Raw genomic sequence first — 26,802 nt, forward strand, 5'->3', positions numbered from 1 at the left:
GCAAGGGTAGTTCTCCTCGCGGACGTCGCGTCAGGTCCGGTCGGACAGTCAGGGGCGGGAGGGAGTGGAGAGGGGATTCCGTCAACAGGGGAATCATCAAGAGATCGTTGGTATTCTGCCAGGAAGTAGTAAATTCGAGGGTGAGGGAAGGGTATGTCGTCCAAGACGTCCGTCGATCCGGGGGAACTGCGAGCTGCCGCTCATGCGGAGGACTCGATATCCGACGACATGAGGGGCAGGAGCGACAAGGCGATCGGCGCCACCAAGGACGCCGCGGCGGCGCTCAAGGGCTGGACGCTGTCGCAAGCGCTGGAAACGACTGCCGCGACCTGGAAACCGTCCCTCGACGGGATGCGTTCCCGGGCCTCGACTGCGGCGGCCAACCTGCGGACTTGCGCCACTGGGCACGAGTGGAACGACGCCGCAGCATCCCAGGATTTCGAGAACGCCGATGCTCGGACGCAGTCCGCGCCCGCTGTCATGCCCGCTGTCGCGCCCGCCTTCGTGAACCGTGACAACACGTCGGATCCCGGCCGTGATCCGCGCGCTGCGCGGACTCCCGACGAGATGCGGAACGCCGGACCCGTGCACACCACGACCTCGGATTCCCCCTTCGGCTGAGGGGGCGGTTCGAGGGAGTGATTCTGGCAGCCATTTGATTTCTCCACGGGGGATTGCGAATTGACCAGCGGCTACTTGCTCCTGTTGAAGCAGGATTTCTCGGACTGCGAGGAGGCTTCGACTGCTTGGCACAAGCTGTCCACGCACATGGACGAGCTCGGCGATCGGCATCGAACAAAAGTAACCGGCCCGCTGCACGCCAACTGGTCCGGGGACGACGCTGCATCCGCGCTGTACTACCTGGAGAACCTCGAAAGCAGATTCGGGATCGTCCGCACCGAAGCGATGGCGATATCGGAGGCCATCGCGCAAGCCGTCGCCAAGATGTTCCTGGCCCAGAGTCACCTGCGGGAAACCGTCAAGGAACTTGAGGGTGAAGACTTCTACGTGGATGACGACGGCGCCGTCCATCCGCCCAAGGATCGCGAATACCCGCAGGATGGCGAGACCCGGCAGGACCGGTTCGACTTGTTCACCAAGCTGGAAAACTACCAGACGGCAATCAACGGGTGCGTCGAGCGGGCCCAGAATGCCAGCGATGAGGCGGCCCGCGCCCTGGGTGTGCTCGGCGGCGATATTCTGACGGGAAACATCGACGACGCCGCGGGTGAGGCGCGCGAGGACGTCAAGCAGGTTTCGAAAGCCCTGCACAACGACATCGGCAAGCCCTACCCGCCGAGCGATCCCAAGGATGCTGCGGAATGGTGGAAGAACCTCCCGGAGGGGCAGCGGGAAACGTATGCGGCGCTGCATCCCGAGATCCTCGGCAAGACCGACGGGTTGCCGGCCGGCGTGCGGGACGACGCCAATCGGCTCGCCCTGGAGCAGGAGCTGAGCGCGATGGAAAACTACGAGTACCACGACAAGTTCTCCACGGACGAGTACAACAAGCGGCTCAATAATCTGCAGACGCTGCAGGCGGAACTGGACAAGCGGGACGGCGCCACCGGAGAGAAGCAGATCTATATGCTCGGGTTCGACTCGAAGGGCGACGGGAAAACCGTCATCGCCCTGGGGAACCCGGATACGGCCGACAACGTCGGGGTGTTCGTCCCCGGAACTTCCACGACCGTTTCGGACTCCACCGGCGGCAATCTGAGCCGGATGGACAAACTCCAGAACGCGGCCGGGGACGCCGACCACGACGCCAAGACATCCATGATTTTCTGGCTTGGTTACGACGCTCCGGAGATTCCCGGGTCCCAGGCGGGAAACCTGGACGTCGCGGGCACGGGGCGTGCCGAAGGAGCGGCGCCGGACCTGCGGCACTTCACCCACGGGCTGAGGGCTTCGCACGAGGGCGCGCCGGCCAATCTGACGGTGCTGGGGCACAGCTACGGTTCGACCGTGGTCGGAGCCGGCGCCTCCGGGGGCGGGGGCCTCGACGCGGACAACATCGCCGTGGTCGGCAGCCCCGGAATGACGGTCGACAAGGCGACGGAGCTGAACATCGACCCCGACCATGTCTATGTCGGTCTTGCCGAGGACGACGGCATCAGTGCGGCAACCGACCTGACCCTCGGCGCCGACCCCTCGGAGAAGTCCTTTGGCGGCCACCGATTCAAGGTGGACACCCACGAACACAGCGGTTACTGGGACATGACCCCGCAAGGGCCCAGCCAGAGCCTCGCCAACCAGGGCAAGATCATCGCTGGGGTCAAGCCCACGCTGGCCTCGTAGCGCCCGCGTCGCTCGCCCCTACGGATCGGATCCCCTCGTGCCGCTGACCATTCACCGCAAGAACGGCCTGCGTGCCGTGGCGCTGACAGCCCTGACCGCCCTCCTCACAGGAGCCTGCATGTCCCGACCGACCGACGACATCAACGCCCCGCTGCCACGCAAGAGCAGAGCGGACACGCTGGCCTGGGCCAAGCGGTACACCGCGACCATGGCGCACTTCGCGGGGGTCGACCTCGCCCATGGGCCCTCCCCCCGCACGCACTTCGAAGACTGTGTGGGGAAGGGGGACGAGGTGGCCACCGACGGCAGATTCACCCTCACCTACGCCGCTTATGCGCATCTTCCGGCCGGGGAGCACATCGCGGCGGTCAGGAAACTCCGGGACGCGCTGAAGGGCCACGGGGTGGACGTCTCGGACTACACGGAGGACCAGGACCAGCCCGCGGTCACGCTGTACGGGAGGAACACGACGGAGCGCTTCCTGATCATCGCCGACACCGTCAAGCCGGCGGATACGCTTCGGCTCTCCGTCAGCACCAGCTGCTTCCTTCCGCCAGGTGCCGAACAGCAGAAGTTCTGAACGATCCGGCGGACGACGGCTGTTCGTCGGCAGCCGTCCCTCCCGCCCGTCAGAAGCGCCCTAGGTGTTCTGTCCGGGGAGGTTGTGGACGGGTGAGCCAGGTCTCGGCTGGGGGATCTTGAACGGGTGAGGGCCTTCCGGTTCGGTGTGGATTGCGACGTCTACACCGACAGAAAGGCCCTCATGCCCCACCGTAATGCACCCCTGACCGAGACCGGACGCCTGCGCCTGGCCCGCTGTGTGGTCGAGGACGGCTGGCCCCTGCGCAGGGCAGCCGAACGTTTCCAGGTCTCCCCGACCACGGCCCAGCGATGGGCAGACCGCTACCGTCAGCTCGGCGAGGCGGGCATGGCCGACCACTCCAGCCGCCCGCACCGCAGCCCGGGACGAACCCCGACCCGCACCGAACGGCGGATCATCAAGGTCCGCCTCCTGCGCCGGTGGGGCCCCGCCCGCATCGCGGGCCTGCTCCACCTGGTGCCGTCCACCGTGCACCGCGTCCTGACCCGCTTCGGTCTGGCCCGCCTGTCCCACCTCGACCGTGCCACCGGCCGTGCGATACGCCGCTACGAGCGTGAACGACCAGGAGAGTTGGTGCACGTGGACATCAAGAAGCTCGGCAACATTCCCGACGGCGGCGGCCACAAGGCGCTCGGCCGGCAAGCAGGCCGCAAGACCCGCTCGAACGCCGGCTACAGCTACATCCACACCGCCGTCGACGACCACTCCCGCCTCGCCTACAGCGAGATCCACACCGACGAGCGCAAAGAGACCGCCACCGCCTTCTGGCAACGCGCCCAGGCGTTCTTCACCCAGGCAGGGATCACCGTCGAGCGGGTCCTGACCGACAACGGCTCCTGCTACCGCTCACACGACTGGCGGGACGCGCTGGCAGCGGCCGGGATCACCCACAAGCGCACCCGGCCCTACCGACCCCAGACCAACGGCAAAGTCGAACGCCTCAACCGCACCCTGCTCGACGAATGGGCCTACGCCCGCCCCTACCGCTCGGAAACCGAACGACGCGAAGCCTTCCCACAATGGCTACACACCTACAATCACCACCGCGGACACACCGCACTCGCAGGCCAACCACCCGCCAGCCGCGTCCCCAACCTCACAGGGCAATACACCTAGGGCGCTTCTGATGGATCTCCGCGGCGTCGCGGCGCCTGCCACGCACGCTCGCGGCGTTGCCGAAATGCCCCCATAGCTCCGCTATGAAGACATCCCGGCGCCTTGCGATCGCACGCACCAGGCGCCGCTCCTTCTTCCACGGAGATCCATCAGAAGCGCCCTAACCCCCGTGCGCCGGCGACCTCTTGGAGCCGGCGGGGACGGGGCGGTCCTCGCGCAGGGCCTTCCACAGGTCGCGTGCCTGGGGCTCGGCGGCGACCACGCGGTTCGGGTCGGTGGTGTCGTAGTCGACCGGGAGCATCACGGTCTCCATCGTCGAGGTGTCCAGGCCCTTGAGGGATCTGGCGAAGTCGGCGAGCTTGGGGAGCGAGCCCAGTTCGGAGTCCGTGGTGAGCGCCTTGGTCGCGGCGTCGGCGGTCTTGTAGAGCTTGGCGGGGTTGCCGAGCACGTTCTGGCGTTTCAGCTCGGACAGCAGCGCGAGGATGAACTTCTGCTGGAGGCCGATACGCCCCAGGTCGCTGCCGTCCCCGATGCCGTGCCGGGTGCGGACGAAGGCCAGCGCGTTGGTGCCGTCCAGCCGGTGCGTCCCGGCCGAGAGGTCCAGGCCGCTCTCCTTGTCGTGGATCGGGCGGTCGAGGGTGACGGGCACTCCGCCCAGGGCGTCCACCAGGCCCTTGAAGCCCCTGAAGTCCAGCTCGACGTAGTGGTCCATGCGCACGCCGGACATCGACTCGACGGTCTTGACCACGCAGGCCGGACCGCCGCTGGTGTAGACCGAGTTGAACATCACGCGGTCCGCGGCGGGGAGCGCGGAGCCGCTCGCCGTGGTGCAGGCGGGGCGGCTGACGAGGGTGTCGCGCGGGATGCTGACCGCGGTCGCCCGCTTCCGGCCCTGCGGGAGGTGGACGACCATCGCGGTATCCGAGCGGGCCGTGCCGCCCGTGTCGCCGCCCGCCAGGTCCTTGTTGGCGCCCGAGCGGGAGTCCGATCCGAGGATCAGGATGTTGCGCGCACCGTCGTCCACGTCCTTGGGACGGTCCTTGCCCAGGGCCTGGTTGATGTCGACGGTGCTGAGGTTGTTGGCCAGGTGGGTGTAAGCCCAGTAGCCCAGTCCGCCGCCGACGACCACGAGGGCCAGGACGGTCCAGCCCAGGGCCCGGCGTATGCGCGCGCCGCGGGTGCGCGGCTTGCGGCGGGTCTGCTTGCTCATGCGGTCGGTGTCCTTAGGGGGTGCGACGAGGTGGCTGGTGTCCCGTGCTCACGAGGGTCGGCGGCCCCTCAGGCGGCGCGCCGGTACGCGTTGCCGAGGCGGGCGTTGCGGGCGCTGCCCCGCTCGAACTGGCTCGCGACGGGGAAGTAGCTGGGCAGGAACGCCGCCAGGATGGCGCTCTGTTCGTCGGCGGGGACGTCCCCGTCGTGGTAGTCGTTCAGGCAGAACACGTCGTGCGGGCGGCTGATGAGCAGCCGGTTGAGGCGGGTGTGGTGCTCGCGCAGACCGACGTTGACGAAGCCGCAGTTGATGCCGCCGGGCACGCTGCGCCCGGTGTGGTAGCCGAGGTAGTGGTGCAGCGAGGAGGCGATCGAGATGTCGGTGTGGCTGCGCAGCTGGTTCGCCGCGGTCCGCGCCCATGCCTGCGGGTAGTACGCCGCCACGTCCGCCAGGACGCTGCGCCGCAGGGGGTGCGGCGTGTGCAGGAAGGCGTGGGTGAGGGTGCGTCCGAAGACCTGCTCCAGCAGGGCGCGGTTGTTCTTGGCCGCGCTGATGTTGAAGTCGTCCTCGGTGGAGACCGGGGTCATGGGGACGGGCGTGGGGGACAGGAAGTGCTTGGCGACCCCGTTGCCGTGGAAGAACAGGTGGGGCTGGAGCGGTCGGCCCAGGAACACGTCGTCGTTGAAGTAGAGGAAGTGTTCCGACAGGCCCGGGACGCGGTGCAGTTGGCTCTCGATCGCGTGCGAGTTGAACGTCGGCAGCGCGCCGTCCTCGCCGAAGATCTCGCTGTGGTCCACGATGCGCACCCGCGGGTGGGTGAGGTCGAGCCAGCTCGGTACCTGACGGTCCGTCACGATGTGGATGGTGCGGATCCACGGCGCGAACATGTCGAGGGAGCGCAGCGAGTAGCGCAGCTCGTCGCGGTCGCGGAAGCGCGCGGAGTCCGTGGCGGCCACCGCCGGGGCCAGCCCGCGCGCGGACAGCACCGCGTTCTTGCGCGCCAGCCAGGCGGGGTCGTTGCCGTCCACCCATGTGTAGACCGCGTCGACGGGAAAGCCGACGTCGTCGGTGAGGGTGCGGGTGTAGGGCTCGATGGTGCCGTAGCTGCGGCCCGCCACCGTGGTCCGGGCCCGCACCAGCGCGTCGCGCGGCACGGTGTCCCCGATCCGGGTGCGGGTCGGGGAGCGGAAGACCGCGGGGTCCTCCGGGTCGTCCTCCCAGAAGGCGATGTCGCAGCCGTAGACCGTCCCGTAGCGCAGGGTCTGCGAGGGCGTGGTGACGGGCTGGTAGACGCGTACCAGCGGGTGCTGGGGGCCGACGGCCCGCTCGGCCAGGTTCGCCAGGGCGGTGCTCTGCACGGCCTGTCGGGCGTTGAGCGCCGCCACGTAGACCGCGGCGTCGCGGTGGTGCGCGGCGAGCGCGGCGAGCACCGCCTCACGCTGGGAGGAGTGCACCGCCACGGTGTGGCGCAGTGCGTTGTCCCGTACGAGCAGGTGCGGGACGCCCGCGGATTCCAGGGCGCCCACGACCAGGTCGAGGTTGGCCTGCATGACGTCGAAGGGTGTCGCGGTCTCGGTCGGTTTCGCCAACTGCCCACCGCTGAGGACCAGTTCCGGGTGGCGTCGGGCCACCCGCTCCTGGTGCGCACGCTGTTCGCGCGGTGTGACGCCGGTGGGGGTGACCGGCGCGGTCTGCGGCATGCCGCCGGTCCCGGCCGTCGCCGCCTGGAGCGCCTGCCGGTCGGTCTTGGCCGCGGCACCCGGCCCGCGGCGCGCGGCCAGCAGTTCGCGGAAGAGCGCCTCCCAGCGCTCCGTGACGGCCGATTCGGAGATCCGGTGGACGTGGCCGGCGGCGGCCCGGCCCATCGTGTGCCGCAGCGGGGCGTCCTCGATCAGCCGCAGCAGCGCGGCGGCCACGCCCTCGATGTCGCCCGGCGGCACCAGCAGGCCGGTCTCGCCGTCGGCGATGATCTCCCGCGGACCGTTGGGGCAGTCGTAGGACACCACGGGCACGCCGGCGGCCTGTGCCTCGCCGAGCACCAGCGAGTACGCCTCGTTGCGGGAGGTCAGCAGGGCGACACCGGCCTTGGCCCACTCCTCGGCCATGTGCGGGGAGTTGCCGTTGAGCTGGACGCAGTCGTGCAGCCCCAGCTCGTCGATCTGGCGGCGCAGCAGTCCGCTGGACGGGCCGTCGCCGAAGATCCGCAGCGTCCACAGCGGCTGCTGCCGCGCGACGACGGCCCATGCCCGGAGCGCATGGTCGATCTGCTTCTCGGGGACGAGCCGGGCCGCCAGTACGACGGTGCGCGACTGGCGGCTGGACTGCGGTCGGTAGCCGGCGGGCAGCGCGTTGGGGATGACGTCCAGCCGCGGTGCCCACTGGCCCAGTACCTCGACGAACCAGTCCTTGGTGCGGTGGGTGAGCAGCACCAGCGCGTCGAGCTGGGAGGAGAACCGCAGCAGCGGCTCGCCGGAGCTGCCGCGCAGTTCGGAGACGCGGTGCTCCTGGTGGACGGTGACCACGTGGGGCGGCGCGAGCTGGACGGCCAGGGCCATCAGCGCCGGGGTGGTGGAGACCAGGATGTCGGTGTCGGTGTGGCGCAGCGCGTGCTGGAGCTCGAAGTCGGTGAGCCGGTTGAAGGCGGCCTCCCAACTGTGGTCGACGAGTTGGCTCGGCTGGGCGGCCAGCGCGGCGCACGCCTCCGCGGACAGCTGCGAGGGCCGCAGCACCCGCGGGGTGGCGCCGCTGGTGTCGACGAGGTGCTCGATGCGCACCCGCGGGTCGGCGTCGAAGAACCGCTCGGCGGAGGTCTTGAAGACGCTCAGCACGCGTACGTCGTGCCGGCCGGCCAGCGCGCCCGCCTGGTTGAGGATGGCCCGCTCGGTGCCGCCGATGGCGTCCGCCGATGTCAGAAGAAAGGTGATCTTCACCGTCGTACCTCGTGCATCTCGGGCATCTGCTCGCAGGTGAAGCGCAGCGTGCCCGCGGTCGTGTAGCGCGGCTGTACGCGCATGATCCGGCCCTCGCCGACCGCCATCACGATGTGCCGGATGGCGAAGACCCGCAGCGGGTTGCGGACGTCGTGCAGGCGGCGGCCGAGCGCGACGCGCGGCCCGCCCTTGATGGGGCGGGCGTAGAGCGTCCAGTTCTCCTTGGGCCGCCGCGGGAACATGTCCTCCACGGGCAGACTGACGCGCAGCAACCCGTCCCCGAGGTGCGCGGCGCGCCGCGTCAGGCTCCGACCGCCCGAGGCGAACTCCACCTCCCAGCGCGACCGCCGGGTGCCCAGTACCCGGAACTCCACGTCCGCGCCGGTGTAGCGCAGTTCGGTACGGGCGACCTCGGCCTGCGCGGCCGGCGTCGCGCACACCAGCCGCAGGCGCCCGGTGACGGTGCGGCCCGCGCGGTGCCGCATGCCCGTCCGCGGACAGGTCGTCATGGGCCGGGTGGGGCCGCCGTACGGGGGCGGCGGCACGGCGAGCGCGAGGGGTATGTGCTTGCGCCCGCGCGGTCCGCGCAGCACGAGCGTGAGCCGCCAACGCCCCGGCCGCACCGGCACGCCGTCGAGGTCGGAGCCCAGCAGCACCGTGGCGTCCATGACCAGGCGGCTGTCGCGGTCGCGGTAGACCCGGACCGGAACCCGGTGGCGCTTCCCCCTCCGGGACACGGTCAGTTGGGCCGCGCGGCCCTCGACGCCCTCGCGCACGCCGGGCGGCAGCACGGCGTGCAGGCTGAGCGTGTGGCCGTCGAGCACGGCTGCGTACCGCACGGTGGCGGACCAGCGGGAGCGCACCGGGTAGCAGACCTTCGCGATCAGCCGGGCGCGGGCCGGCGCGAGCGCGGCGATCAACCTGCGCCGGGCCGCGCGCGGCAGCGCCGACGGCTTCCTGAGGTGCTTCACGGCAGCCGTGGCACGGGACTTGGAACTCAATGGGCCGTATTCGTCGTGGGGGTGGGGGCGGATGAACAGTCGGGCGCAACCGGCGACCTGGCGGCGCGCGGCGACGGCGACACCGCCATGGAAAGGGGCGCGGCGCGGGGCCGCGCCGGCGTGGAGCGGGGTGGACGGCGAACGAGCGATCAGTTGCCGATCAATGCCTCTCATGCGTCCAACACGTCATCCATCGGTCAAGGAGTCGTCTGTTCTACGTAAACCCGTGAAACCCTAACAAGGCCCTTATTGGAACCTAATTATCAATTCAGGCAAATCGGACGCCGTGTAGGTAACGAATGAGGATCAGCTGTATCAAGTCGGAGTGACCCTGCCATCGGTGACGAGAGGAGCAGAAGCGACATAAGGGGGGAGGGGGGTGGGGCGCGTCGGCCCCGTCCACTGCCTCAGCCGACCCTCAACCGACCCTCAGCCACGGCGAGAACACCGGTGCCGCCAGGGTGGTCTGCCGGGCGACGTACAGATGGGCATCGGCGCCGATCGCGCCGACCATGCCCCGCCCGAGGGAGTCCGTGCTCACCGACGGTGCCCCGATCAGGCCGCCCGCGATGCCGTCCAGGTCGAGGTCGGCCCAGTTCGCCCCGTCGGGGGTGAGGACCGCGCAGCTGACCCCGCCGAAGTCGTTGCGGGCGGCGAGCAGCGCACAGTCCTCCATCCCGCTGGTCGTCAGGGCGGTGGCCGCGACCGGGCCGTAACCGCCGCGCCCGCCCCGGCTCTGCGGACCGTGCGGCCAGCCGCCGCCCGGGTCGCCCTGCCGTCCGACGAGCGTCACCGCGCGCTCGGGCTTGCGGTAGATCGCGATCACCCGCCCGTTGGCCTGTACCGCGCTGCCCGTCGCCCCCGCGGGCGTGGACAGCTTGAAGCGCGGCGTCAGACGCAGCAGCGGCCCGTCCTCGTCCTGGACCCAATGGGCCACCCGGTCGCGGGCGGGCGCGAACAACTCGATCCGCCCGTCGTGATTGACCGCCGCGCTCAGCCCCTCCTGGAGCTGCGAGCCGCGCAGATCGATCCACTCGCTCCAGCCGCCCGCCGGTTCCAGCACCCGAGAGCTGACGCCCTTGCCCCAGTTGCGCGCGAACACATGCAGCCGGCCCTGCCCGTCCACCGCCGTCACCGGCGCCCCCAACTGCCGTACGCGGTGCGCGGAGTCGGCCGGGTTGCCCAGGTCCCGCCACGGCCCGAACGCGCCGCCGGGCTCGGTCTGCGCCAGATGCACGAGCTGGCGGCGGTGCGCGTCGGCGCCCGCCCCCAGGGCCGCGTACCGCAGGCCGACGACGTGCAGCCGCCCGTCCGGGGTGGCGCACACGGACAGCTGGGGCGCCAGCGGCCCGCCGCCCAGCCGCCACGGGCCGCCCCACTGCCCGGTGCCCGGCCCGGACTCCTGCCACATCACGGCCTCGCCGCCCAGCACCCCGAAGGCCGACAGCCGCCCGCCGGCGTCGCGCCGGAGCCAGTCGGTGCCCCCGGCGTACCGGTGCGTGGTGCTCTGCACCCAGCCGGTGCCCCGCGCGCCGAACCCGACCGAGTAGTCGCCGCTGCCGGCCGGGTCGCCGCAGTCGTAGCCGTCGGCGGCGCCGTAGACGTTGAGGTAGTGCTCCTTGCACGAGCTCGCGTACACACCGAGGTTGTGCGGCCAGCGCTCGTTGTAGTAGCCGCGGTAGGACGTGACGGTGAACGGCCGGGCCGTCCCCGAGGAGCGGTGGCGCTCGATCGCCTCCAGCGAGAACAGCGCGGCGTAGGTGTGGTCCTGGTGGTCGGAGTGGTCCCCGTAGTCGTGCCGCTGCGGGAACTGCGCGTTGTGCTCTTGGTGGTCGGGGTCGGGATCCATGATGCGGACGGCCGTGGGGCGGAAGTGCTCCAGCAGTCCGGCCAGCACGTCGATGAGCGTGTCCCGGTCGTAGCCGCACTCCGCCTCGACCGCGCCGCCGGTCGGCACGATGGTGCGCAGGGACGGGGCCTGCCCCGTCCACAGCGTGCGCAGCCGCACCTGGGGGTCCTCGGGCGCGTACTGGCGGAGGTTGAGGAAGACCAGCGTGACGTGCGGGGCGCGCTCCAGCCGGCACATCTCCAGCACCGTCTCGTGCGGCCCGCGTAGCGCGGTGCGCGTCCACCGCGCGGTGCGGTCGGCCAGCGCCATCGCGGCGTACGCGCCCAGCAGGCCGTTCTGCCGCGCCTTGGCGTACGCCGCGCGGTCGACCGGCACCTGGTCGCGCGGCTCCCACGGGTGCGGATTGCGACCGTCGGACTCGCCGTTGGTGAGATAGACGCTGGTCGTGGGCGCCCCCGAGCGGATCGCCTGCAGGACCTCCGGGTTCATGAAGTACAGGTCGTCGTCGGGGTGCGCGAGGACGCTCAGGTGCGCCGCCCGCAGCGAGGGCCGGTCGTCGGGGTGCGCGTGCGGGTGCGAAGACATGGAGTGGACGTCCTGGAGGTACGAGCCCGACGACCCGCGGCACGAGGGCGCACGGGGCGCGGTCCGCGCCCGTCGGCCGAGCGGTTGCTGTCGAATCGCAAATCATACAGAACGCCCTCCGAAGGTGAATTCGGATATTTGGGGTTCTCGTCCGTCGCTCGTTGCTGAGGTGCTCGGCGTCCGGCGTGCGGCCCCGGAGGCGGCGAGGGTGCGCCTGCCGCAAACATGGACAGAGTGCATGAGTAGAACTACTCATGACCGGCGTCCGCACTGCAGGACAAGATGGCCGCATGGCCATGACCAGGAATACCGGAGCGCGGATCGGCTTACTGTCGATAGCGGTGCTGTCCCTGCTCACCGCGGGATGCGGAACCGAGCGGCCCGGACACGACGTCGCCGCCGGCGCCCCTTCGCGCGCCGCGGCGTCCGAGCCGAGCAGGCCGAGCGCGCCGGTGGACTTCCCCTGTCCCGGCGAAAGCCCCAGCAGGGCTCCGGCGCACACCGCAGGTACGTCGGGACCCGCCACGCCCCCTTCCGACCACTACGCCGAGAACCACGGCTTTCGGGACCCGTTGCCCCTCCACGGCCAGGGCCGCTGCGACGGAATCGCCGCCGTCGCGCGCATCAGGAACGCGCTCGAACCCCTGCGCACGCACAACGACATCAGCGCGGACAGCACCCGCCGCGCACTCACCGCTCTCGGCTACCCCGCCGCGAAGGCGGAGTCCTACGCCGTTGATCCCGGCGTCGGATTCCTCGTCGACGGATCCGCTCTGTGCATCGAGGGCAAGGTCAACCCCCACTTCATCGAGGCGAACGCGTTCGCCGGATACCCCGACGGCACCGACTGCAAGCCCCCCAGGGGAGGGCATTGACGGCCCGTGCACAGCAGCGGTCCTCTACTGGCGGCATGGCGTCGACGACCGGCGTGGCCGCCTGGGCGAGCGGCGACGGCGGCTCCGTCACCGCGTCGCACCGGGGGGGGCGAGGGCCCGCAGGCAGCGAGCGGCGGAGCCGTCCATGTCGAAGTCGAAGCCGAGCCACATCACGTGATGACGTCCCGGTCGCTCGCGCTCGGTGGGTCAGGCAGCCGGCCCCGGCCCCCGCAGTGCCTTCTCGTGCTGCATGCGCGTGAGGCGCAGCACGAAGAACACGGCGAGAACGGCCGCCGCGAGGTCGACGAGGTCGCTCGCCATGAGCCCGGCGACCGCGCCCCTGATCTCGTCCAGGCCCTCGGCCCGTGCGTAGAACCGACCGGCGACGCGCCCGAAGAGCAGATTCGCGACCCACAGCGCCCACCACCAGTTGAGCAGGGCCGTGGAATGGGAGTTCCGGTCGGCACTGGCGTCCCAGATGTCGAGGGCTATCCGTCGGGGGAACCACAGGTTGACCACCGGCACGAGCCAGCCCCAGATCGCCCAACCGCGTTTCTTCTCATGGCCGTCGGGGGCGAAGACCTCGGCGTTGACGCGGGTCCGGTGGAACCAGACGACGAAGAGCACGGCGGTCGCGACGGACGCCGCGTCCTGCATGATCCCGGAAGCCCGGTACAGCGTGTCCGCCGCCGAGATCTCCCGCGACGTGACGGAGCCGAAGTCCTGTAGGAGCCGGCCGCTCAGCCGGTACCAGTGGTTGCCCTGCCACACCGCGAACGCATCGGTCACGATGACGAGGCCGAGCAGGATCATCACGGCCTTGGAGAGTCCGACGGGCGAGCGGAGAACGGCCTGTGGGGCGGGTGGAGCAGGTGGGGCGGACCAGCCGGGCGGCGGTGGTGGCGGCGACGGCGATGGTGCGCCGGGCAGGTGGGACATGCGAAATCCCCCGTGGATTCAGGTTCGTTGCGTTGGCGTGCGCAGGGGCCGCCCCCGAGGCGGCACCTGCGCATAAGGAACCTACGTGCCGTAGTTGATCTTGTCCATTCAAAAAGGGACAGATGTGATCGTCATTCCCTTCATGTCTCAACCGCCCCTGAATGAGGGGAAGTTGCCCGGACGCTCCCTCCGGCGCCCCGGCGGCAACCGCTCGGTGCCCGCCCCGCCCCCGCCTCCGCCCGGCGGATCGAGTGCGTCGAAGGGCGTCATGGAATTCATGGGCGCGGGTGTCAGCGCGGGGACGGGAATGGGAATGGGAATGGGGACGGGGGTGGAAATGGGTGCGGGTGACCGAAGCGATATCCACATTCCTGCCCCTGGGGAGATTGGGGAAAATCAGTCGCCCCAAAGAACTGATGCCGGTCCGGCTGGAGTTGGGCGGTCGTTCCGGGCCGTGCGGTGGGTGCCGGTCCGGTCGAGGCGCGCGGAAAAAAGGAGGGGGCGGAGTCCGGAACGCCCGTGTGCGTTCAGTATTCGCGCTGTGGTTTTTGCCACATGGAACGGGTGTTGGCCGTCCTGTGGTCTGTGTAAGCATGAAAAGTGGACAACTCGCTCACCGGTTGACCGGAAGTGGTGAGCTACTTCGACCATGGGGCGCCCCTGACCTGGGCGCTACGGGGGATACGCAATGGCCGAGCGTCGCATAGGGAACAGGCTTGCCGTACTGGACGGGCTGCGGTTGCTTGCCGCGCTGATGGTGGTCTTCTACCACTACGTCGCCCTGGCCCGACCATGGGGCCACGGCACGGACACGATCTTCCCGACCGCCCACCGGCTCGCCCAGTACGGGTGGTTGGGCGTGGAGGTCTTCTTCCTGATCAGCGGCTTCGTCATTTGCATGAGCGTGTGGGGCCGCACGCTGGGCGAATTCGCCGTCTCCCGTCTGACCAGGCTGTTCCCCGCCTACTGGGTCGGGATTCTGCTCACCGTCCTGGTGGTGAAGATGTGGCCGGAAGTCGCTTCTCTCCGTGGCTGGGACACGGTGATCACCAATCTGACCATGCTGCAGGGCGGCAACAACACGCCGAATGTCGATCCGGTGTACTGGACGCTCTTCGTGGAGCTCAAGTTCTACCTGATCATGGTCGTGGTGGTGCTGTTCGGCGTCACCTACCGCAACTGCCTGATCCTGTGCGGAGTATGGACCGCGGCCGCCGCGCTCGCCCCGGTCATGAACACACCCCTGCTCACCGCGTTCGCGATGCCGCAGTACGCGCCGTTCTTCATAGCCGGTATCGCCTTCTATCTGATGCGGCGCTTCCGGCCGAACGCGATCCTGTGGGCGATCGTGCTCCTGCAACTGCTGCTCGCCCAGCGCTATATCGACTACCGCCTGGCCACCAACCTCGGCAAGGCCGCCGTGGACGCCCTGCCCACCTGGCCCGCCCGCTTCCTGATCATCGCGGCCTTCGCCGTCGTCGGCGCGATCGCGCTCGGTGCCTTCGACCGCATCCAGTGGAAGTGGCTCACCACCGCGGGAGCCCTCACCTACCCGCTCTACGTCATCCACATGAACATCGGCATGACCCTCATCCACCACTTCCGGAACAGGATTCCCGCGCCGGTCCTGGTGGCCTCGGTGGTCGCACTCATGCTGGTGGCCGCCTGGTTCATCCACCGCTTCGTCGAACGCCCCCTCGGCAAGTGGCTGCGCACCACGATGCGTCGAGGCATCGACGACGTCCGCCGGAACGTCGCACCGCGCCGCCGGCACGCCCGGCCCGCCACCACCCCGCCCCCGCCGCAGCCCGCTGTGGCGCACGCCGCGCAGGACGAGCGGACACCGGAGCACGCCCGGGCGGCCGACTCGGCCTAGGGCCTGTCCGGCCTGTCCGACCCTGACCCGTCGGACAGCCCCTGGTGCGTGTCCGACGGGTGGGCGGACGGTCGGAGCGGCGGATCAGGCCCGTTCGAACGGCGAACGCACCGGGAAGTACGCGCTGAGGAAGGCGCGCAGCACGCGGTCCTGCTCGTCGGCGGGCACCTCCGCGTCCGCCGACTCGCCTATGCAGAACACGCCGTGGCTACGGGTGGCCAGCATCCGGCTGAGCCTGGTGTGGTGGGTGTAGTCGCCCGCGTTGACGAACGAGCATGACAGGGACGCCGGGGTGGAGCGCCCCGTCAGATAGCCGTAGTGGTGGTGCAGCGAGGACGCCACGGACAGGTCCGTGGTCGCGCGGAAGCGGCTGGCCGCGGTGGCCGTGATCTCCTCCGGGAACTTCTCGGCGATCTCCGCCAGCACGCTGCGCCGCAGCGGGTGCGGGGCGTGCAGGAAGCCGTGGGTGGCGGTCCGTCCGTACTCCCGCTGGAGCAGGCCGCGGTTGTTCTTCGCCGCGGCGAAGTACCCCTCGTCGTCCTCGGCGAGCGGGCTGGGCGGGACGGCGGTGGGCGAACGGAAGAAGTACGCCATGCCGTTGCTGTCGAAGAACGAGCGCGGGGTGAGCGGACGTCCGAGGAAGACGTCGTCGTTGAAGTAGAGGAAGTGCTCGGACAGGCCGTCGATGCGGTGGAGTTGGCTTTCGATGGCGTGGGAGTTGAAGGTGGGCAGCAGCGCGGGGTCGTCGAAGATCTCGCGGTGGTTGACGACCTTGATGCCGGGCCGGGAGGTGTCCAGCCAGGCGGGGGTCTGGTCGTCGGTGACGAGGTAGACGTTGCGCACCCACGGGGCGTACATCGCCAACGACCGTAGCGAGAACCGCAGTTCGTCGCGGTTGCGGAAGCGCACGTCACCGCTGTCCGCGCCGCCGTCGGCGAGTCCCGCGGCGCGCTTGGCGGCGTCGCGGCGCGCGCGCCACTTCGGGTCGCTGTCGTCGACCCAGGTGTAGACGACGTCGACGGGGAAGGTGACGTCCCACATGAGGCGGTCGGTGAAGCCGGCCAGGGTGGGGTGGTCGCGCTCGCCGACGCGCAGGGTCGCGTCCGCCTCCAGCGAGGGCAGTCGGGGGCCGAGGAGGGTGGAGCCGCGGGGGGTGCTGCGCCAGCCGGGCATCTCCTCGTCCTCGGCGTTCTCGGTCCAGAACTCCACGGTGCAGCCGAACGCGGGTCCGTAGCGCAGCGTGCGGCTCTCGGTGGTCAGCGGCTTGAAGACGCGCAGGCCCGCCACGTCGCCGGCCTCGCGCAGCCGTTCGGCGAGCACGGCTCCGGGTGCCGCCCCGCGCGGAGTGATCAGTTCCGCGTAGACGGGCTTGCCGTGGAGCTCCGCGGCGAGGGCTTCGAGGACCTGCTCGCGACGCTCGACCTCGACGGCGACGCGGTAGGAGGTTCCGCCGTCGCGCAGCAGGACGTAGGGGATGCCGTGCGCGGCCAGCGCGGAGGTGGCGATCTCCAGGTTCCACTCGGCCATGCGCGGCGCGAGGACGTCGTCGCGCACCTCCGCCAGCCGGCCCGCGGAGCGCACCAGGGCGCCGGTGCGGTCCTGCGCCTGGAGCAGCACCTCGCGCGCCTTCTGCTCGTCCGCGGAGCCGGAGAGCACGCTGATCGGCGCGGCCACGTTGAAGCTGCGGCTGCCGCCGGCCGCGATGCGGCGGGCGGTGCGGTCGGCGCGGTCGGCCAGCCGTCGGGGATCCTCGCGACGGGCCACCAGGCGGGTGAAGAGCTCCTCCCAGCGCGCGGTGATCAGCTCGGCCGAGAAGCGCTCGTGGACGCCCTCGCGGGCGGCCCTGCCGTAGGCCCGGCGGGTCTCGTCGTCGCCCATCAGCTTGTCCATGGCGACGGCGAGGGAGTCCTTGTCGCCGGCCGGGACGAGCAGGCCGTCGACGCCGTGCCGGACGATCTCGGCCGGGCCGGTGACGATGTCGTAGGCGATGACCGGCACACCGGCGGCGAAGACCTCCAGCAGCACCAGCGGGAACGCCTCGTTGCGGGAGGGCAGCAGGGCCAGGCCGGCCTTGGCCCACTCCTGCTCCATCTCCGGTGAACGGCCCAGGAGCTCGACGCGGTCGTGCAGGGCCAGGCCGTCGATGATGCGCCGCAGCCGCACTTCCTGCGGTCCGTCGCCGAAGATGCGCATCGTCCAGTCGGGGTGCTGGTCGGCGAGGGTGGCGAACGCCTCGATGGCGTGGTCGAGTTGCTTCTCCGGCGTCATGCGGGCGGCCAGCACGATGGTCTGGCCGTCCAGGTCGGAGCGGGGCCGGAAGCCGCTGGGGACGGCGTTGGGGACGACCGCCAGCTCGGGAGCCGTGGCGCCGAGCGAATCGGCGAACCAGTCGTTGGTGCGCTCGGTCAGGGAGACCAGCGCGTCGATCCGGGGCGCGTACACCAGCAGCGGTTCGCCGCTGACGCCGCGCAGTTGGGACGCGCGGTGCTCCTGGTGGACCGTGACGACGCGGGAGGGCACCAGCTCGGCCGCGGCGGCCATCAGCGCGGGCGTGGTGGTGACCAGCACATCGGTGTCCAGCGAGCCCAGCGCGGCGGTCATCTCGATGTCGGTGAGCCGGTCGAAGGTGGCCTCCCAGGCCGGCTTGATCAGTTCGCTGGGCAGCGAGGTGAGCGTGCGGCACGCCTGCTCGTCCAGGCCGCTGTCGCGCACCGGGCGGCCGTACGGGCCGGTGCGGTCGACCAAATACCGGCGCGGGATCGCGCGCCCGGCGGTGAAGAAGGGTTCCTCCCGCGTCTTGAGGACGCTCAGGACCTCGACGTCGTGGCGCGGCGCCAGATGTGCCGCCTGGGTGTAGGTGGCCATCTCGGTGCCACCCATCTCGTCGCCCCAGGTGAGCAGGAACGTGATCTTCATCAGGCGGAATCCTCGGTGGTGGGGAAGGTGGCGCAGCTGACCGCGAAGGTGCCGGCCGCGGAGAGGTGGGCGTGGACGCGCAGGAGCGCGCCGTCCTCCGTCGCGATCGTCCGGAAGGGGGTGCGGAAGACCTTCTTGGGGCGGCGCACGTCGGTCAGTCGACGCGCGATCCTGATGCGGGTCCGTCCGCGGCGCAGCTGGAAGTCCCACATGCGCTGGGGCGCGACGCCGCGGGTCATGGCGGCGAGCGGCACGTCGAAGACGAAGCGGTCGCCGTCCCAGACGGGGGTGATGGCGAGGACCGTTCCCGAGCCGCGGCGCACCGCCTCCACCGCGTAGTCGTCGGGCGGTGAGCCGGCGGCGATCAGGCGGCCGTGCACGGTGACCCGGTCCCAGCGCAGGTCGAAGCGGATCAGCTCGGCGTGCTCGCGCGGCCCGGTCACCTTGAGCATGGCGTGGCCGTCGAGGGACCGCACGGGTCGGAAGGAGGCACCGCTGGTCGCGCTGGGCGGGGAGGGGAGCGTGGGGCCGTCCGAGGCCGGCACGTCGGGTGCCGCGATCCCGTAGCGGGTCTCCTGCCCGTCGGCGCCGATCGCCGCGACGGTCAACCGCCAGATGCCGTCGTCGAGTCGGGGGCCGGGGGCGGCGGTGTCGTCGTGCCGTGCGTGGCGCAACGGCGCGGTGGCGGTGAGCAGGAGCCGGCCGTCCGGCTGCGGTTCCCGTTCCAGGGGGATGCTCTGCCACCGGCCCCGGCGCTCCAGTACGAGGCGGGCCTCCGTCACGGCGGCGGCGCCCGGAGGCCAGGGCACCGCGAGGTTGAGGGTGCGGCCGACGAGTACCGAGAGGTGCGCCGGGCGGAGGGCCGGTCGGGGGCGGGCGCGTGCGCCGAGCACCGGGACGGTGTTGATCTGCTCCACACGGCGTCGGACCCGGCCCGCGGTGCGGCGGGCGCGCTTGGCCGCCGCCACTGCATGGGACAGCAGGGCTTCACTCATGGCGCTTCGTCATCTCTCCTCTCGGCGCGGTGGCCGGCGCCCAGTGTCGGGCATGTGCATGGCGACGGCAAAGAAATCACCTGATTCACCAGGATCACGTGATTCGAATCACTCGCACCAGATGCATCCACATCGCCCGATTCGCCCTCTTCCGTGACGGTGAAGCAAGATCACCTTACCGTTCATTTACGTTTCGTGCTAAAGGTAGTGTACTTGTAAAGATTACGTCATTTGCCGCAAAACGGTCTTCGTGGCCGGGGGATTGCAAGAGGGAATGAAGCAGATCGAGAGCGTGCGGCCCACGGAGCAGCGCGCAGCAGCAGCCGGACGCCAGCCCGAGCCGCGCGCGACCGGCGCGGTTCCCGGCGGCGACGGCGGGGTCAACACCGAGGCGTCGCCCGTGGTCGCCGTCTACCGCAAGGTCGTTCCCACGCGGATGCGGCGCGCGATAGCCGGCCGGTACTCCCCCGAAATGCGGCGCAGCGTCAAGCGGTTCGTCAGTGCCGCGGCCGTCGGCCGCAGCGTCCAGCGGGTGGGTTGCGCCGGCCACGCCGTCCAGCACCGCGTCCTGGTCGAGGCTTCGGAAGGTGTCGTCCTGGCCGTGGACGGCCGTCCGCGGATCGCCTGTGTCGAGGAGCGGCTCTCGCCGGAGACGGCCCGCCGCGCCAACCTGGGCGCGATCACCGCCGCGTTGGAGGCCGCGGACGTCGACCACTTCTGTGTGCGCGCCGAGTCCGGCGGGACCACGGTGGCGGTCTCCGCCGAGGACCGGGGGCGCGTGCTGCGGGCCCTCGCCGACCTCTGCCGGACGCGCCCCGTGTACTTCGGCCCGCGCGGCGAGAGCGGCGGGCGCGTCATGCCCGCCTACCGGCTGGCGAGTTGGCGGCGCTACGCCAAGGCCACGTCGCTGCGCCTGTTCTGGTACCGCACCGACCCGGCCCACCGCCTCGTGCTGGGCCCGGAACACGGCTGCGACATCGAGTTCTGGAAGCGCGAGGGCGACCGGCTGACCGCCCCGCGGCGCAATGCGATCACCGACTCCGTGCCAGTCGAGGCCCCCTACCTGCGGGTCTCCATGACCGACTTCACCGCCCCCTTCGGGACCCGGGACACCTCACCGGTGCGGGTGCGCACCCGTCAGGAGTTCACCACGGCGGTGCCCCAGGACATCACCTTCCCCATCGACGTCGTCTACACCTGGGTCGACGGCGCCGACCCCGCGTGGCAGCGGCGCCGGGCCGGGTTCGCCGGCGCGGCGTACCACGAGGAGGCGGCCAACGCCGCGCGCTACGCGGACCACGAGGAACTGCGGTTCTCGCTGCGGTCGTTGGCGATGTACGCCCCGTGGGTGCGCAACGTCTACCTCGTCACCGACGACCAGACCCCCGCCTGGCTGGACACCTCTCAGCCCGGCATCAAGGTCGTCAGCCACCGCGAGATCTTCGACGACCCCGCGCTGCTGCCCACCTTCAACTCCCACGCCATCGAAAGCCAACTCCACCGCATCGACGGCCTGTCCGAGCACTTCCTCTACTTCAACGACGACGTCTTCCTCGGCGCCGAGCTGGCCCCCAAGGACTTCTTCCTCGCCAACGGGCTGACCAAGTTCTTCCCCTCGCCCGCCCTCGTCCCGCTCGGACCGCCCTCGCCGGAGGACGTACCGGTCTCCGTCGCGGGGAAGAACAACCGCGCGCTGATACAGGAGCGCTTCGGCACGACCCCGGTCCGCAAGATGCGCCATGTGCCGCACGCGCTGACCCGGAGCGTCCTGGGCGAGATCGAGCGGGAGTTCGGCGAGCAGCACCGCAGGACGGCCGCACAGCGGTTCCGCAGCGGGACGGACCTGTCCATCCCGTCGTCCCTGTACCACTACTACGCCTTCCACACCCGGCGGGCGCTGCCCGGCGACGTGGAGTACGCCTACCTGGACGTCGCCCACCCCAACACCGCCAACCGGCTCGACCGGCTCCTCCTCCGGCGCGACAAGGGGGTGTTCTGCCTCAACGACACCCTCTCCACGGATGACGACCTGGAGCGGAGCACGGCACTGCTGCGGCCCTTCCTGGAGTCGTACTTCCCGGTGCCCAGCCGCTACGAACTACCCCGCTGACCCACAAGAGAGCTCCTGTGCGACCACAGCCCACCCGCCGCACCCTCGTCGCCGGCCTCGTCGCCCTCACCGCGGCGGGGTGCAGCGGCGCCACGCGGACGGCCTCCCCGCCCTCCGCCGGACGCGGCGCGGTGGCGGCCGCCGACGACGGCCGGAGCGGCAGCCGGGTCATGCAGATCCTCGCCCACCCGGACGACGACCTGTACTTCATGAACCCGGAGGTACAGCAGACCATCGGGGCCAACGACCAACTCGTCAGCGTCTACCTGAACTGCGGCGAGACCGGCGGCCTCAACAAGGTGCCGGGCCAGCCGCGGCCCAAGCCCAATCTCGCCATGTACGCGGGCGCCCGCCGCCAGGGCCTGCGCCAGGCGTACGCGCTCATGGCGACCGGCGACCCGCACGCGGGCTGGGGGGTGCAGGCGCTGGCCCTGCCCGACGGCACGCTCATCGAGGTGAACACCCTCGCCGGCCACACCGGCGTCCAGCTGGTCTTCCTGGGCGTGCACCAGCACTTCGCCGCCGGGCGCGGCCGCAAGCGCGGCCTGCCGGACCTGTGGGCGGACCCCACGATGGTCACCAGCACCCTGGTCAGCACGGGATCCCCGGTCCGCGCCGCACAGAAGATCACCCGGTCCCGGCTGATCGACGTCCTCGTCCAGCTCCTCGACCGGTACCGGCCCACGCTGGTGCGGACCCTGGACCCCGACCCGGACATGCAGGTGCACGACGGAGCGCACCGGCGCCACCACGACCAGGCCGGCTACTCCGACCACCCCGACCACACGGCCGCCGCGCTGTTCACCTACGCCGCCCTGGCGCGCTACAAGGGCCCCGGCGACGGCCGTCTGCACGCCGTCATGGCGTACCGCGGCTACTACAACGAGCGCTGGCCCGACAACCTTCCCGCGCAGCTCGTCCGCGACAAGGCCGAGGCGCTCAACGCCTATGGCGGAGCGCCGGATTCCTGCGACTTCCCCGCCGGCTGCGGAGACTACGACGTCGGCCGGAACCGCTCCTACCGCACCGGCTGGCTCCAGCGCACCAGCCTGCGCTATCCCACCGCCGCCCCACAGGTGCGGCAGGGCCCCGACGGCCGACTGACCGCCTTCGCCGTGCTCGCCGGGCAGGCCGTCAGATGGCAGCGGACCGGCAAGGGCGACGGCACCTGGACGACGCCGGAACCCCTGGGCGGCGACGGGCTGCTGCCGGGGCTGTCCGCCACCCTCACCGAGGACGGCCGCTGGCAGTTGTTCGCCGAACGCATCGCCGCCCTGGGCCCCAGGGCGGCGGACAACCGCCGCGAGATCGTCATGGCCGAACAGCCGCGCCGGGGCGGCCCGTTCCGCCCCTGGGCCTCGCTCGGCACCCCCGACCGCACCCCCGACCACGGCCGCCGGGTCGGCGGTCCCGTCGTGGCCCGGGGCGCCGACGGCACGACGTGGCTCTTCGCCCGCAACTGGGCCAAGGGCGTCTCCGCCCGTCAACGGCGCGCCGACGGCACCTGGAGCGACTGGACGGACCTGGACCCCGCCGAGGTCCAGGAGGGGCTTTCCGCCGTCACCGACGGCAAGGGGTGCGTCCATGTCTTCGGGTCCGGGCACAACACCGTCCACCACTGGCGGCAGGAGCACCCCGGTGGGAGGTTCTTCCTCCGCCGTACCGGCCTGCCGAGCCCCGCGGACCCGCCCACCGCGCTGGCCCGGCCGGACGGTTCGCTCCTCCTCGCCTTCCGCGAGGCCAAGTCCGCCCGCCCGCTGGTCCATCGGCTGCCGGCCGGCGGCGCGACCTGGCAGGGCGAGCACGTCGGTCTGGTCGCCCGCGGCTACGGGGTCCTCGCCCTGCATCCCGTGGCCGGCGACGTGCTCCTGGCCGCCGGCAACAACGACGGCACCACCAGCCTGGCCACCCTGGGGGCCGGGCACGCCCCGCGGTGGCAGACCCTCACCGGCGCGGTGGTCGGCGCCGCCGCCCTGGCCACCGATTCCGCCGGCCGTCCCGTCCTCGCCCGCCTGGCGCCGAACGCGACGCTGACGACCTCACTGGTACCGCAGAACCGCCGCTGACCAGGAGGTTCGTGGGGGAGGGCAGGGGCTTCGGGCGTTCGGGCGCACGCTCGGCCCGGTCCCGGCGTGTGTGCCGACGCGTCCGCCCCCTCTCCGTCCTGCGCGCCGCACCGGTGGGGATCGGGCGTGTCCGGGTGCGCAGCTCATCGTTCTCATCACACAAGCACATCTCATTCCTTGAGGAGCCTTGATGCGACGAGTTCTGACGGCAGTGGGCATGGCCGCGGCTGCGATGACGCTGGGGTCGGCTGCCGGAGCCCACGCCGCCGACGTACCGAAGACCCCCGACCTGGGCGGGCTGAGCAACGTGGACCCCGGGGCCCTGGGGAGTGTGGCGGACGGGGCCGCGCAGCAGGCCACGCAGGTCGCGGGCGGGGTCCAGGGCAAGGCCGTCGACAAGGTGGTGCCCGCGGAGACCACGGCGGTCGGCGGGGCCGCGGCCAGGGTGACGCCGCCGGCGGCGGAGACGGCGGGCGCGGCGGCCGGTGCGGCCGGGGACCTGCTGGGACAGACGGCGCAGGCGGCCACCGCCGACGGCGGACTGCTCGGCGGACTGCCCACCGACGCGCTGCCCGGGAAGGGCGGCCAGGGGCTGACCGACGGGCTGCCGGGGAAGGGCGGCCAGGGGCTGACCGGTGCGCTGTCGGGGAAGGCGGTGACGGACGCGCTGTCCGGGAAGGCGGCGACCGGCGCCCTGTCCACCAAGGGGCTGCCCGGCCTCGGCTGACGGCGGGTGCCGTTCCGGCCCCGTTCCGCCCCCGCCTGCTCAGGGGGTCGGAGCGGGGCCGTTGTCATGAGGAGGCCGGTCGCCGTCTCCGCGGCCGTGCCGGTCACCGGGCCGCCGGGTGTCCATCGGGGCGGGCGGGCCCGTTGCCGGCACGGGCGGGCGCCGTGGGCGCCGGCGGGCAGTACCCTCGTGGCTTCCCGTGCAGTCACACGAGGGGGAGCCGAGGTGCTGAAGCACTACTACCGGCTGGTGTATTGGAAGAGACGGATCGCGCGGGCGCTGGGGCGGCACCGCGGTCCGGGGACGAGGACGCGGGCGGGGACGGTGCCGGGGAGGGGCGCGGGGGGCCGGACGGCGAACCGCGGGCCCGGCCGGGTGCGTCAACTGCTGGTGCGGGCCCGGCCGTTGCTGATCTTCGTGGTGCTGGTGCTGATAGTGGTGGTGGCGTCGGCGCTGCTCGGATGGCGGGACGACACCTTCGGTGCGGGGCACCGGGAGGGCGGGGCGGGCGGTGGCACCGGGCAGAGCGAGATCACGGTGTCCTGTGAGCCGCGGTGCGGGGGGCCGGGAGGGGGCCTGCCGGGCGCCGGGTGAGCGCGCGCCGGGCCACCGCGTTCGCCCCGCACCCGCACCCGCACGCCCCGGCGCCGGTCCGCGCCCCGGGCCCCCGCGTCCTCAGGCGTCCGTCGCCGAGATCCGGGTGGCGGTGCCGCTGACGTGCGAGCGGGGGTCGCCGGACCGGAGGTCCACCGTCAACAGGCCGGGGCGGCCGAGGTCGTGGCCCTGGTGGAGGGTGAGCGTCACCGGGGCGGTGACCAGGCCCAGGGCGCGGGTGTAGGCGCCGAAGGCGGCGGCCGCGGCGCCCGTCGCCGGGTCCTCCACCACGCCGCCGACCGGGAACGGGGCGCGGACGTGGAAGACCGTGTCGCCCTCCCGCCACACCAGCTGAAGGGTCGTCAGGTCGAGCCGGTGCATCAGGGCGGCCAGCCGGTCGAAGTCGTAGTCGAGCTTGCCCAGTCGCGCGCGGGTGGCGGCGCCGAGGACCAGGTGGCGCGCGCCGGCGTAGGCGATCCGGGGCGGCAGGGCCGGGTCGAGATCGGCGGCCGGCCAGTCCAGCGCGGCCAGCGCCTCGGTGAGGTCGGCCGGGGCGATCGGCTCGATGCGCGGCTCGACGCTGGTGAGGGTGGCCCGCAGGGCGCCGTCGTGCCGGACGACGGTGACCGGGACCGGGCCGGCCTGGGTGGCGAAGACCAGGTCGCCGGGGCCCTGGCGCTCGGCCAGCGCGACCGCGGTGGCGACCGTGGCGTGGCCGCAGAAGGCGACCTCGGCGAGCGGGCTGAAGTACCGGATGGTGAACGCCCGACCGGGCTCGCCCAGCCCCTCCGGCGGCGCGGTGAGGAACGCGGTCTCGGAGTAACCCAGTTCGGCGGCGATGGCGAGCTGGGCGGCGTCGTCCAGCCCGGTGGCGTCCAGGACGACCCCGGCCGGATTGCCGCCCGCGGGGTCGGCGGAGAACGCGGTGTAACGCAGGATCTCGGGAGTGCGGGCCGGGCCCCCGGCAGCGGTGTCGAGTGTCATGGCCGGGGAACCATCCGCCACCGCCCGGCTATTCCCGGGCGGCCCGCGGTGCGTCAGCCCCGTCCGACGTAGGGCATCGCGGTCGCCATCACCGTCGCGAACTGCACATTGGCCTCCAACGGGAGCGCCGCCATGTGCGCGACCGTACGGGCGACGTCGGCCGCGTCCATCACCGGTTCGATCTCGGTGCGGCCGTTGGCCTGGAGGATCCCGGCCTGCATCCGGCCGGTCATCTCGGTGGCCGCGTTGCCGATGTCGATCTGGCCGCAGGCGATCCGGTACGGACGGCCGTCCAGGGACAGCGACTTGGTGAGGCCGGTCATCGCGTGCTTGGTGGCGGTGTACGCGATCGAGTGCGGCCGGGGCACATGGGCGGAGATGGAGCCGTTGTTGATGATCCGGCCGCCCTGCGGGTCCTGTTCCTTCATCGCCTTGAACGCGGCCTGGGCGCACAGGAAGGCGCCGTTGAGGTTGACGTCGACCACCGCCCGCCAGTCGTCGTAGGAGAGTTCCTCCACCGGGACCGGGGGGCCGAAGGCGCCCGCGTTGTTGAAGAGCAGGTCCAGCCGGCCGAACCGGTCGCGGATCGTGGTGAAGAGGGCGCCGACCTCCTCGGGGCGGGTGACGTCGGTCGGGACGGGAAGCACCGCGGGGCCCTCGATGCCCGCGTACCCGACCTGGCGGGCGGTCTCCTCCAGGGCGTCGGGGCGCCGGCCGGCCAGGACCACCGTCCAGTTGTCGGCGACCAGCGCCAGGGCGACCGCCCGGCCGATGCCCGAACCCGCGCCGGTGACCAGCGCCACCTTGCGGCCCGCCGCGCCGTCCCCCCTGGCCTCCTGCGGCAGCGCGGCCGTCCGCGGGGACCGGCCCCGGGAGGAGGGCGCCGGGAGCGTCGGCCGGGCCGCGGTCGCGGTACTGCCCACCTGCCCGGCCCGTGCCACCGGTGTCGCCTGTGCCGCCCCTGCCCGCTCTGTGTCATATGCCATGCCGGCAGAGTAACGGCGGACGAGGCGCGAACCGGGCGCGAACCGGGCGCGAACCGGGCGCGAACCGGGCGGCGTCCGTCAGGAGCCGCGGATCGGGCGGTAGTTGACGGCGGCCCGGCCGGGCGGCGGGCGACCGCGGGC

19 protein-coding genes are annotated in these 26,802 nt (G+C 71.6%); 10 read left to right on the forward strand and 9 right to left on the reverse strand.

Annotated features, from left to right (window positions below):
* Window positions 1-153: 153 nt before the first annotated feature.
* The 4 genes from SNOUR_RS27775 (at window position 154) to SNOUR_RS27790 (ending at window position 4,018) form a co-directional block, all read left to right on the forward strand.
* Entirely contained in the window at window positions 154-621 is a 468-nt protein-coding gene (locus tag SNOUR_RS27775; RefSeq protein ID WP_067352247.1) for a hypothetical protein, read from the forward strand.
* An 84-nt stretch (window positions 622-705) separates the two neighbouring features.
* On the forward strand, window positions 706-2,301 hold the full coding sequence (locus SNOUR_RS27780) for an alpha/beta hydrolase (protein ID WP_159425930.1): 1,596 nt from the start codon (window positions 706-708) through the stop codon (window positions 2,299-2,301).
* Window positions 2,302-2,338: 37 nt separating this feature from the next.
* Window positions 2,339-2,881, forward strand: a complete 543-nt coding sequence (locus SNOUR_RS27785) for a hypothetical protein (RefSeq protein WP_079142927.1) — start codon at window positions 2,339-2,341, stop codon at window positions 2,879-2,881.
* A 183-nt stretch (window positions 2,882-3,064) separates the two neighbouring features.
* Complete coding sequence (locus tag SNOUR_RS27790) at window positions 3,065-4,018, forward strand: IS481 family transposase (RefSeq protein WP_067358055.1); 954 nt, start codon at window positions 3,065-3,067, stop codon at window positions 4,016-4,018.
* Between the two features lie 160 nt (window positions 4,019-4,178).
* Here SNOUR_RS27790 and SNOUR_RS27795 read toward each other — a convergent pair whose 3' ends face one another.
* From SNOUR_RS27795 to SNOUR_RS27810, 4 genes are all read right to left on the reverse strand, one after another.
* Window positions 4,179-5,228: an LCP family protein gene (locus SNOUR_RS27795; protein ID WP_067352252.1), complete on the reverse strand. Its 1,050-nt coding sequence runs from the start codon at window positions 5,226-5,228 to the stop codon at window positions 4,179-4,181.
* A 68-nt stretch (window positions 5,229-5,296) separates the two neighbouring features.
* On the reverse strand, window positions 5,297-8,158 hold the full coding sequence (locus SNOUR_RS27800; protein ID WP_067352255.1) for a stealth family protein: 2,862 nt from the start codon (window positions 8,156-8,158) through the stop codon (window positions 5,297-5,299).
* Window positions 8,155-9,333, reverse strand: a complete 1,179-nt coding sequence (locus tag SNOUR_RS27805; RefSeq protein WP_159425931.1) for a hypothetical protein — start codon at window positions 9,331-9,333, stop codon at window positions 8,155-8,157. Before SNOUR_RS27805 ends, SNOUR_RS27800 begins: the two co-directional genes overlap by 4 nt.
* 244 nt (window positions 9,334-9,577) lie before the next feature.
* On the reverse strand, window positions 9,578-11,593 hold the full coding sequence (locus SNOUR_RS27810) for a DUF8189 domain-containing protein (protein WP_067352257.1): 2,016 nt from the start codon (window positions 11,591-11,593) through the stop codon (window positions 9,578-9,580).
* 290 nt (window positions 11,594-11,883) lie between these two features.
* Between SNOUR_RS27810 and SNOUR_RS48510 the strand changes: the two genes are divergently transcribed.
* Window positions 11,884-12,468 (forward strand): hypothetical protein, encoded by a 585-nt coding sequence (locus SNOUR_RS48510; protein ID WP_067352260.1) that lies wholly within the window; start codon window positions 11,884-11,886, stop codon window positions 12,466-12,468.
* Between the two features lie 207 nt (window positions 12,469-12,675).
* Here the strand turns inward: SNOUR_RS48510 and SNOUR_RS27820 are convergent, their stop codons facing one another.
* On the reverse strand, window positions 12,676-13,407 hold the full coding sequence (locus tag SNOUR_RS27820) for a DUF4328 domain-containing protein (protein WP_067352263.1): 732 nt from the start codon (window positions 13,405-13,407) through the stop codon (window positions 12,676-12,678).
* 688 nt (window positions 13,408-14,095) lie between these two features.
* Between SNOUR_RS27820 and SNOUR_RS27825 the strand changes: the two genes are divergently transcribed.
* Window positions 14,096-15,283 (forward strand): acyltransferase family protein, encoded by a 1,188-nt coding sequence (locus SNOUR_RS27825; RefSeq protein WP_067352265.1) that lies wholly within the window; start codon window positions 14,096-14,098, stop codon window positions 15,281-15,283.
* An 84-nt stretch (window positions 15,284-15,367) separates the two neighbouring features.
* Here SNOUR_RS27825 and SNOUR_RS27830 read toward each other — a convergent pair whose 3' ends face one another.
* A complete protein-coding gene (locus tag SNOUR_RS27830; protein ID WP_067352268.1) occupies window positions 15,368-18,199 on the reverse strand; it encodes a stealth family protein in 2,832 nt (943 codons plus the stop codon).
* A complete protein-coding gene (locus SNOUR_RS27835) occupies window positions 18,199-19,194 on the reverse strand; it encodes a hypothetical protein (protein ID WP_067352269.1) in 996 nt (331 codons plus the stop codon). The genes SNOUR_RS27830 and SNOUR_RS27835 overlap by 1 nt, the downstream gene beginning before the upstream one ends.
* A gap of 436 nt (window positions 19,195-19,630) precedes the next feature.
* Here SNOUR_RS27835 and SNOUR_RS27840 point away from each other — a divergent pair, with 436 nt between their 5' ends.
* The 4 genes from SNOUR_RS27840 to SNOUR_RS27855 all read left to right on the forward strand — a co-directional run bounded on the left by SNOUR_RS27840 (window position 19,631) and on the right by SNOUR_RS27855 (window position 24,691).
* Entirely contained in the window at window positions 19,631-21,304 is a 1,674-nt protein-coding gene (locus SNOUR_RS27840) for a stealth family protein (RefSeq protein ID WP_067358872.1), read from the forward strand.
* 17 nt (window positions 21,305-21,321) lie between these two features.
* Window positions 21,322-23,370, forward strand: coding sequence for a PIG-L family deacetylase (locus SNOUR_RS27845; RefSeq protein WP_067352272.1), 2,049 nt, complete (start codon window positions 21,322-21,324; stop codon window positions 23,368-23,370).
* A gap of 190 nt (window positions 23,371-23,560) precedes the next feature.
* Window positions 23,561-24,097, forward strand: a complete 537-nt coding sequence (locus SNOUR_RS27850; RefSeq protein ID WP_312633949.1) for a hypothetical protein — start codon at window positions 23,561-23,563, stop codon at window positions 24,095-24,097.
* Between the two features lie 225 nt (window positions 24,098-24,322).
* On the forward strand, window positions 24,323-24,691 hold the full coding sequence (locus tag SNOUR_RS27855; RefSeq protein ID WP_067352277.1) for a hypothetical protein: 369 nt from the start codon (window positions 24,323-24,325) through the stop codon (window positions 24,689-24,691).
* 81 nt (window positions 24,692-24,772) lie between these two features.
* Here SNOUR_RS27855 and SNOUR_RS27860 read toward each other — a convergent pair whose 3' ends face one another.
* Window positions 24,773-25,675 carry a PhzF family protein gene (locus SNOUR_RS27860; RefSeq protein ID WP_067352279.1) on the reverse strand — a complete coding sequence of 301 codons (903 nt, stop codon included), beginning with the start codon at window positions 25,673-25,675 and terminating at the stop codon, window positions 24,773-24,775.
* A 53-nt stretch (window positions 25,676-25,728) separates the two neighbouring features.
* On the reverse strand, window positions 25,729-26,661 hold the full coding sequence (locus tag SNOUR_RS27865) for an SDR family NAD(P)-dependent oxidoreductase (protein ID WP_312633952.1): 933 nt from the start codon (window positions 26,659-26,661) through the stop codon (window positions 25,729-25,731).
* Window positions 26,662-26,802: the final 141 nt, after the last annotated feature.

Origin of the sequence: Streptomyces noursei ATCC 11455 (assembly GCF_001704275.1) — a bacterium.
GTDB classification, from domain to species: domain Bacteria; phylum Actinomycetota; class Actinomycetes; order Streptomycetales; family Streptomycetaceae; genus Streptomyces; species Streptomyces noursei.

Excerpts from the sequence above, each read along its gene's own strand:
- SNOUR_RS27860 (WP_067352279.1), bottom strand. The coding sequence starts at position 25,675 with ATGACACTCGACACCGCTGCCGGGGGCCCGGCCCGCACTCCCGAGATC.
- SNOUR_RS27795 (WP_067352252.1), bottom strand. The coding sequence starts at position 5,228 with ATGAGCAAGCAGACCCGCCGCAAGCCGCGCACCCGCGGCGCGCGCATA.
- SNOUR_RS27850 (WP_312633949.1), top strand. The coding sequence starts at position 23,561 with ATGCGACGAGTTCTGACGGCAGTGGGCATGGCCGCGGCTGCGATGACG.
- SNOUR_RS27825 (WP_067352265.1), top strand. The coding sequence starts at position 14,096 with ATGGCCGAGCGTCGCATAGGGAACAGGCTTGCCGTACTGGACGGGCTG.
- SNOUR_RS27775 (WP_067352247.1), top strand. The coding sequence starts at position 154 with ATGTCGTCCAAGACGTCCGTCGATCCGGGGGAACTGCGAGCTGCCGCT.
- SNOUR_RS27835 (WP_067352269.1), bottom strand. The coding sequence starts at position 19,194 with ATGAGTGAAGCCCTGCTGTCCCATGCAGTGGCGGCGGCCAAGCGCGCC.
- SNOUR_RS48510 (WP_067352260.1), top strand. The coding sequence starts at position 11,884 with ATGGCCATGACCAGGAATACCGGAGCGCGGATCGGCTTACTGTCGATA.
- SNOUR_RS27865 (WP_312633952.1), bottom strand. The coding sequence starts at position 26,661 with ATGGCATATGACACAGAGCGGGCAGGGGCGGCACAGGCGACACCGGTG.
- SNOUR_RS27820 (WP_067352263.1), bottom strand. The coding sequence starts at position 13,407 with ATGTCCCACCTGCCCGGCGCACCATCGCCGTCGCCGCCACCACCGCCG.
- SNOUR_RS27790 (WP_067358055.1), top strand. The coding sequence starts at position 3,065 with ATGCCCCACCGTAATGCACCCCTGACCGAGACCGGACGCCTGCGCCTG.
- SNOUR_RS27805 (WP_159425931.1), bottom strand. The coding sequence starts at position 9,333 with ATGAGAGGCATTGATCGGCAACTGATCGCTCGTTCGCCGTCCACCCCG.
- SNOUR_RS27840 (WP_067358872.1), top strand. The coding sequence starts at position 19,631 with ATGCGGCGCGCGATAGCCGGCCGGTACTCCCCCGAAATGCGGCGCAGC.
- SNOUR_RS27830 (WP_067352268.1), bottom strand. The coding sequence starts at position 18,199 with ATGAAGATCACGTTCCTGCTCACCTGGGGCGACGAGATGGGTGGCACC.
- SNOUR_RS27810 (WP_067352257.1), bottom strand. The coding sequence starts at position 11,593 with ATGTCTTCGCACCCGCACGCGCACCCCGACGACCGGCCCTCGCTGCGG.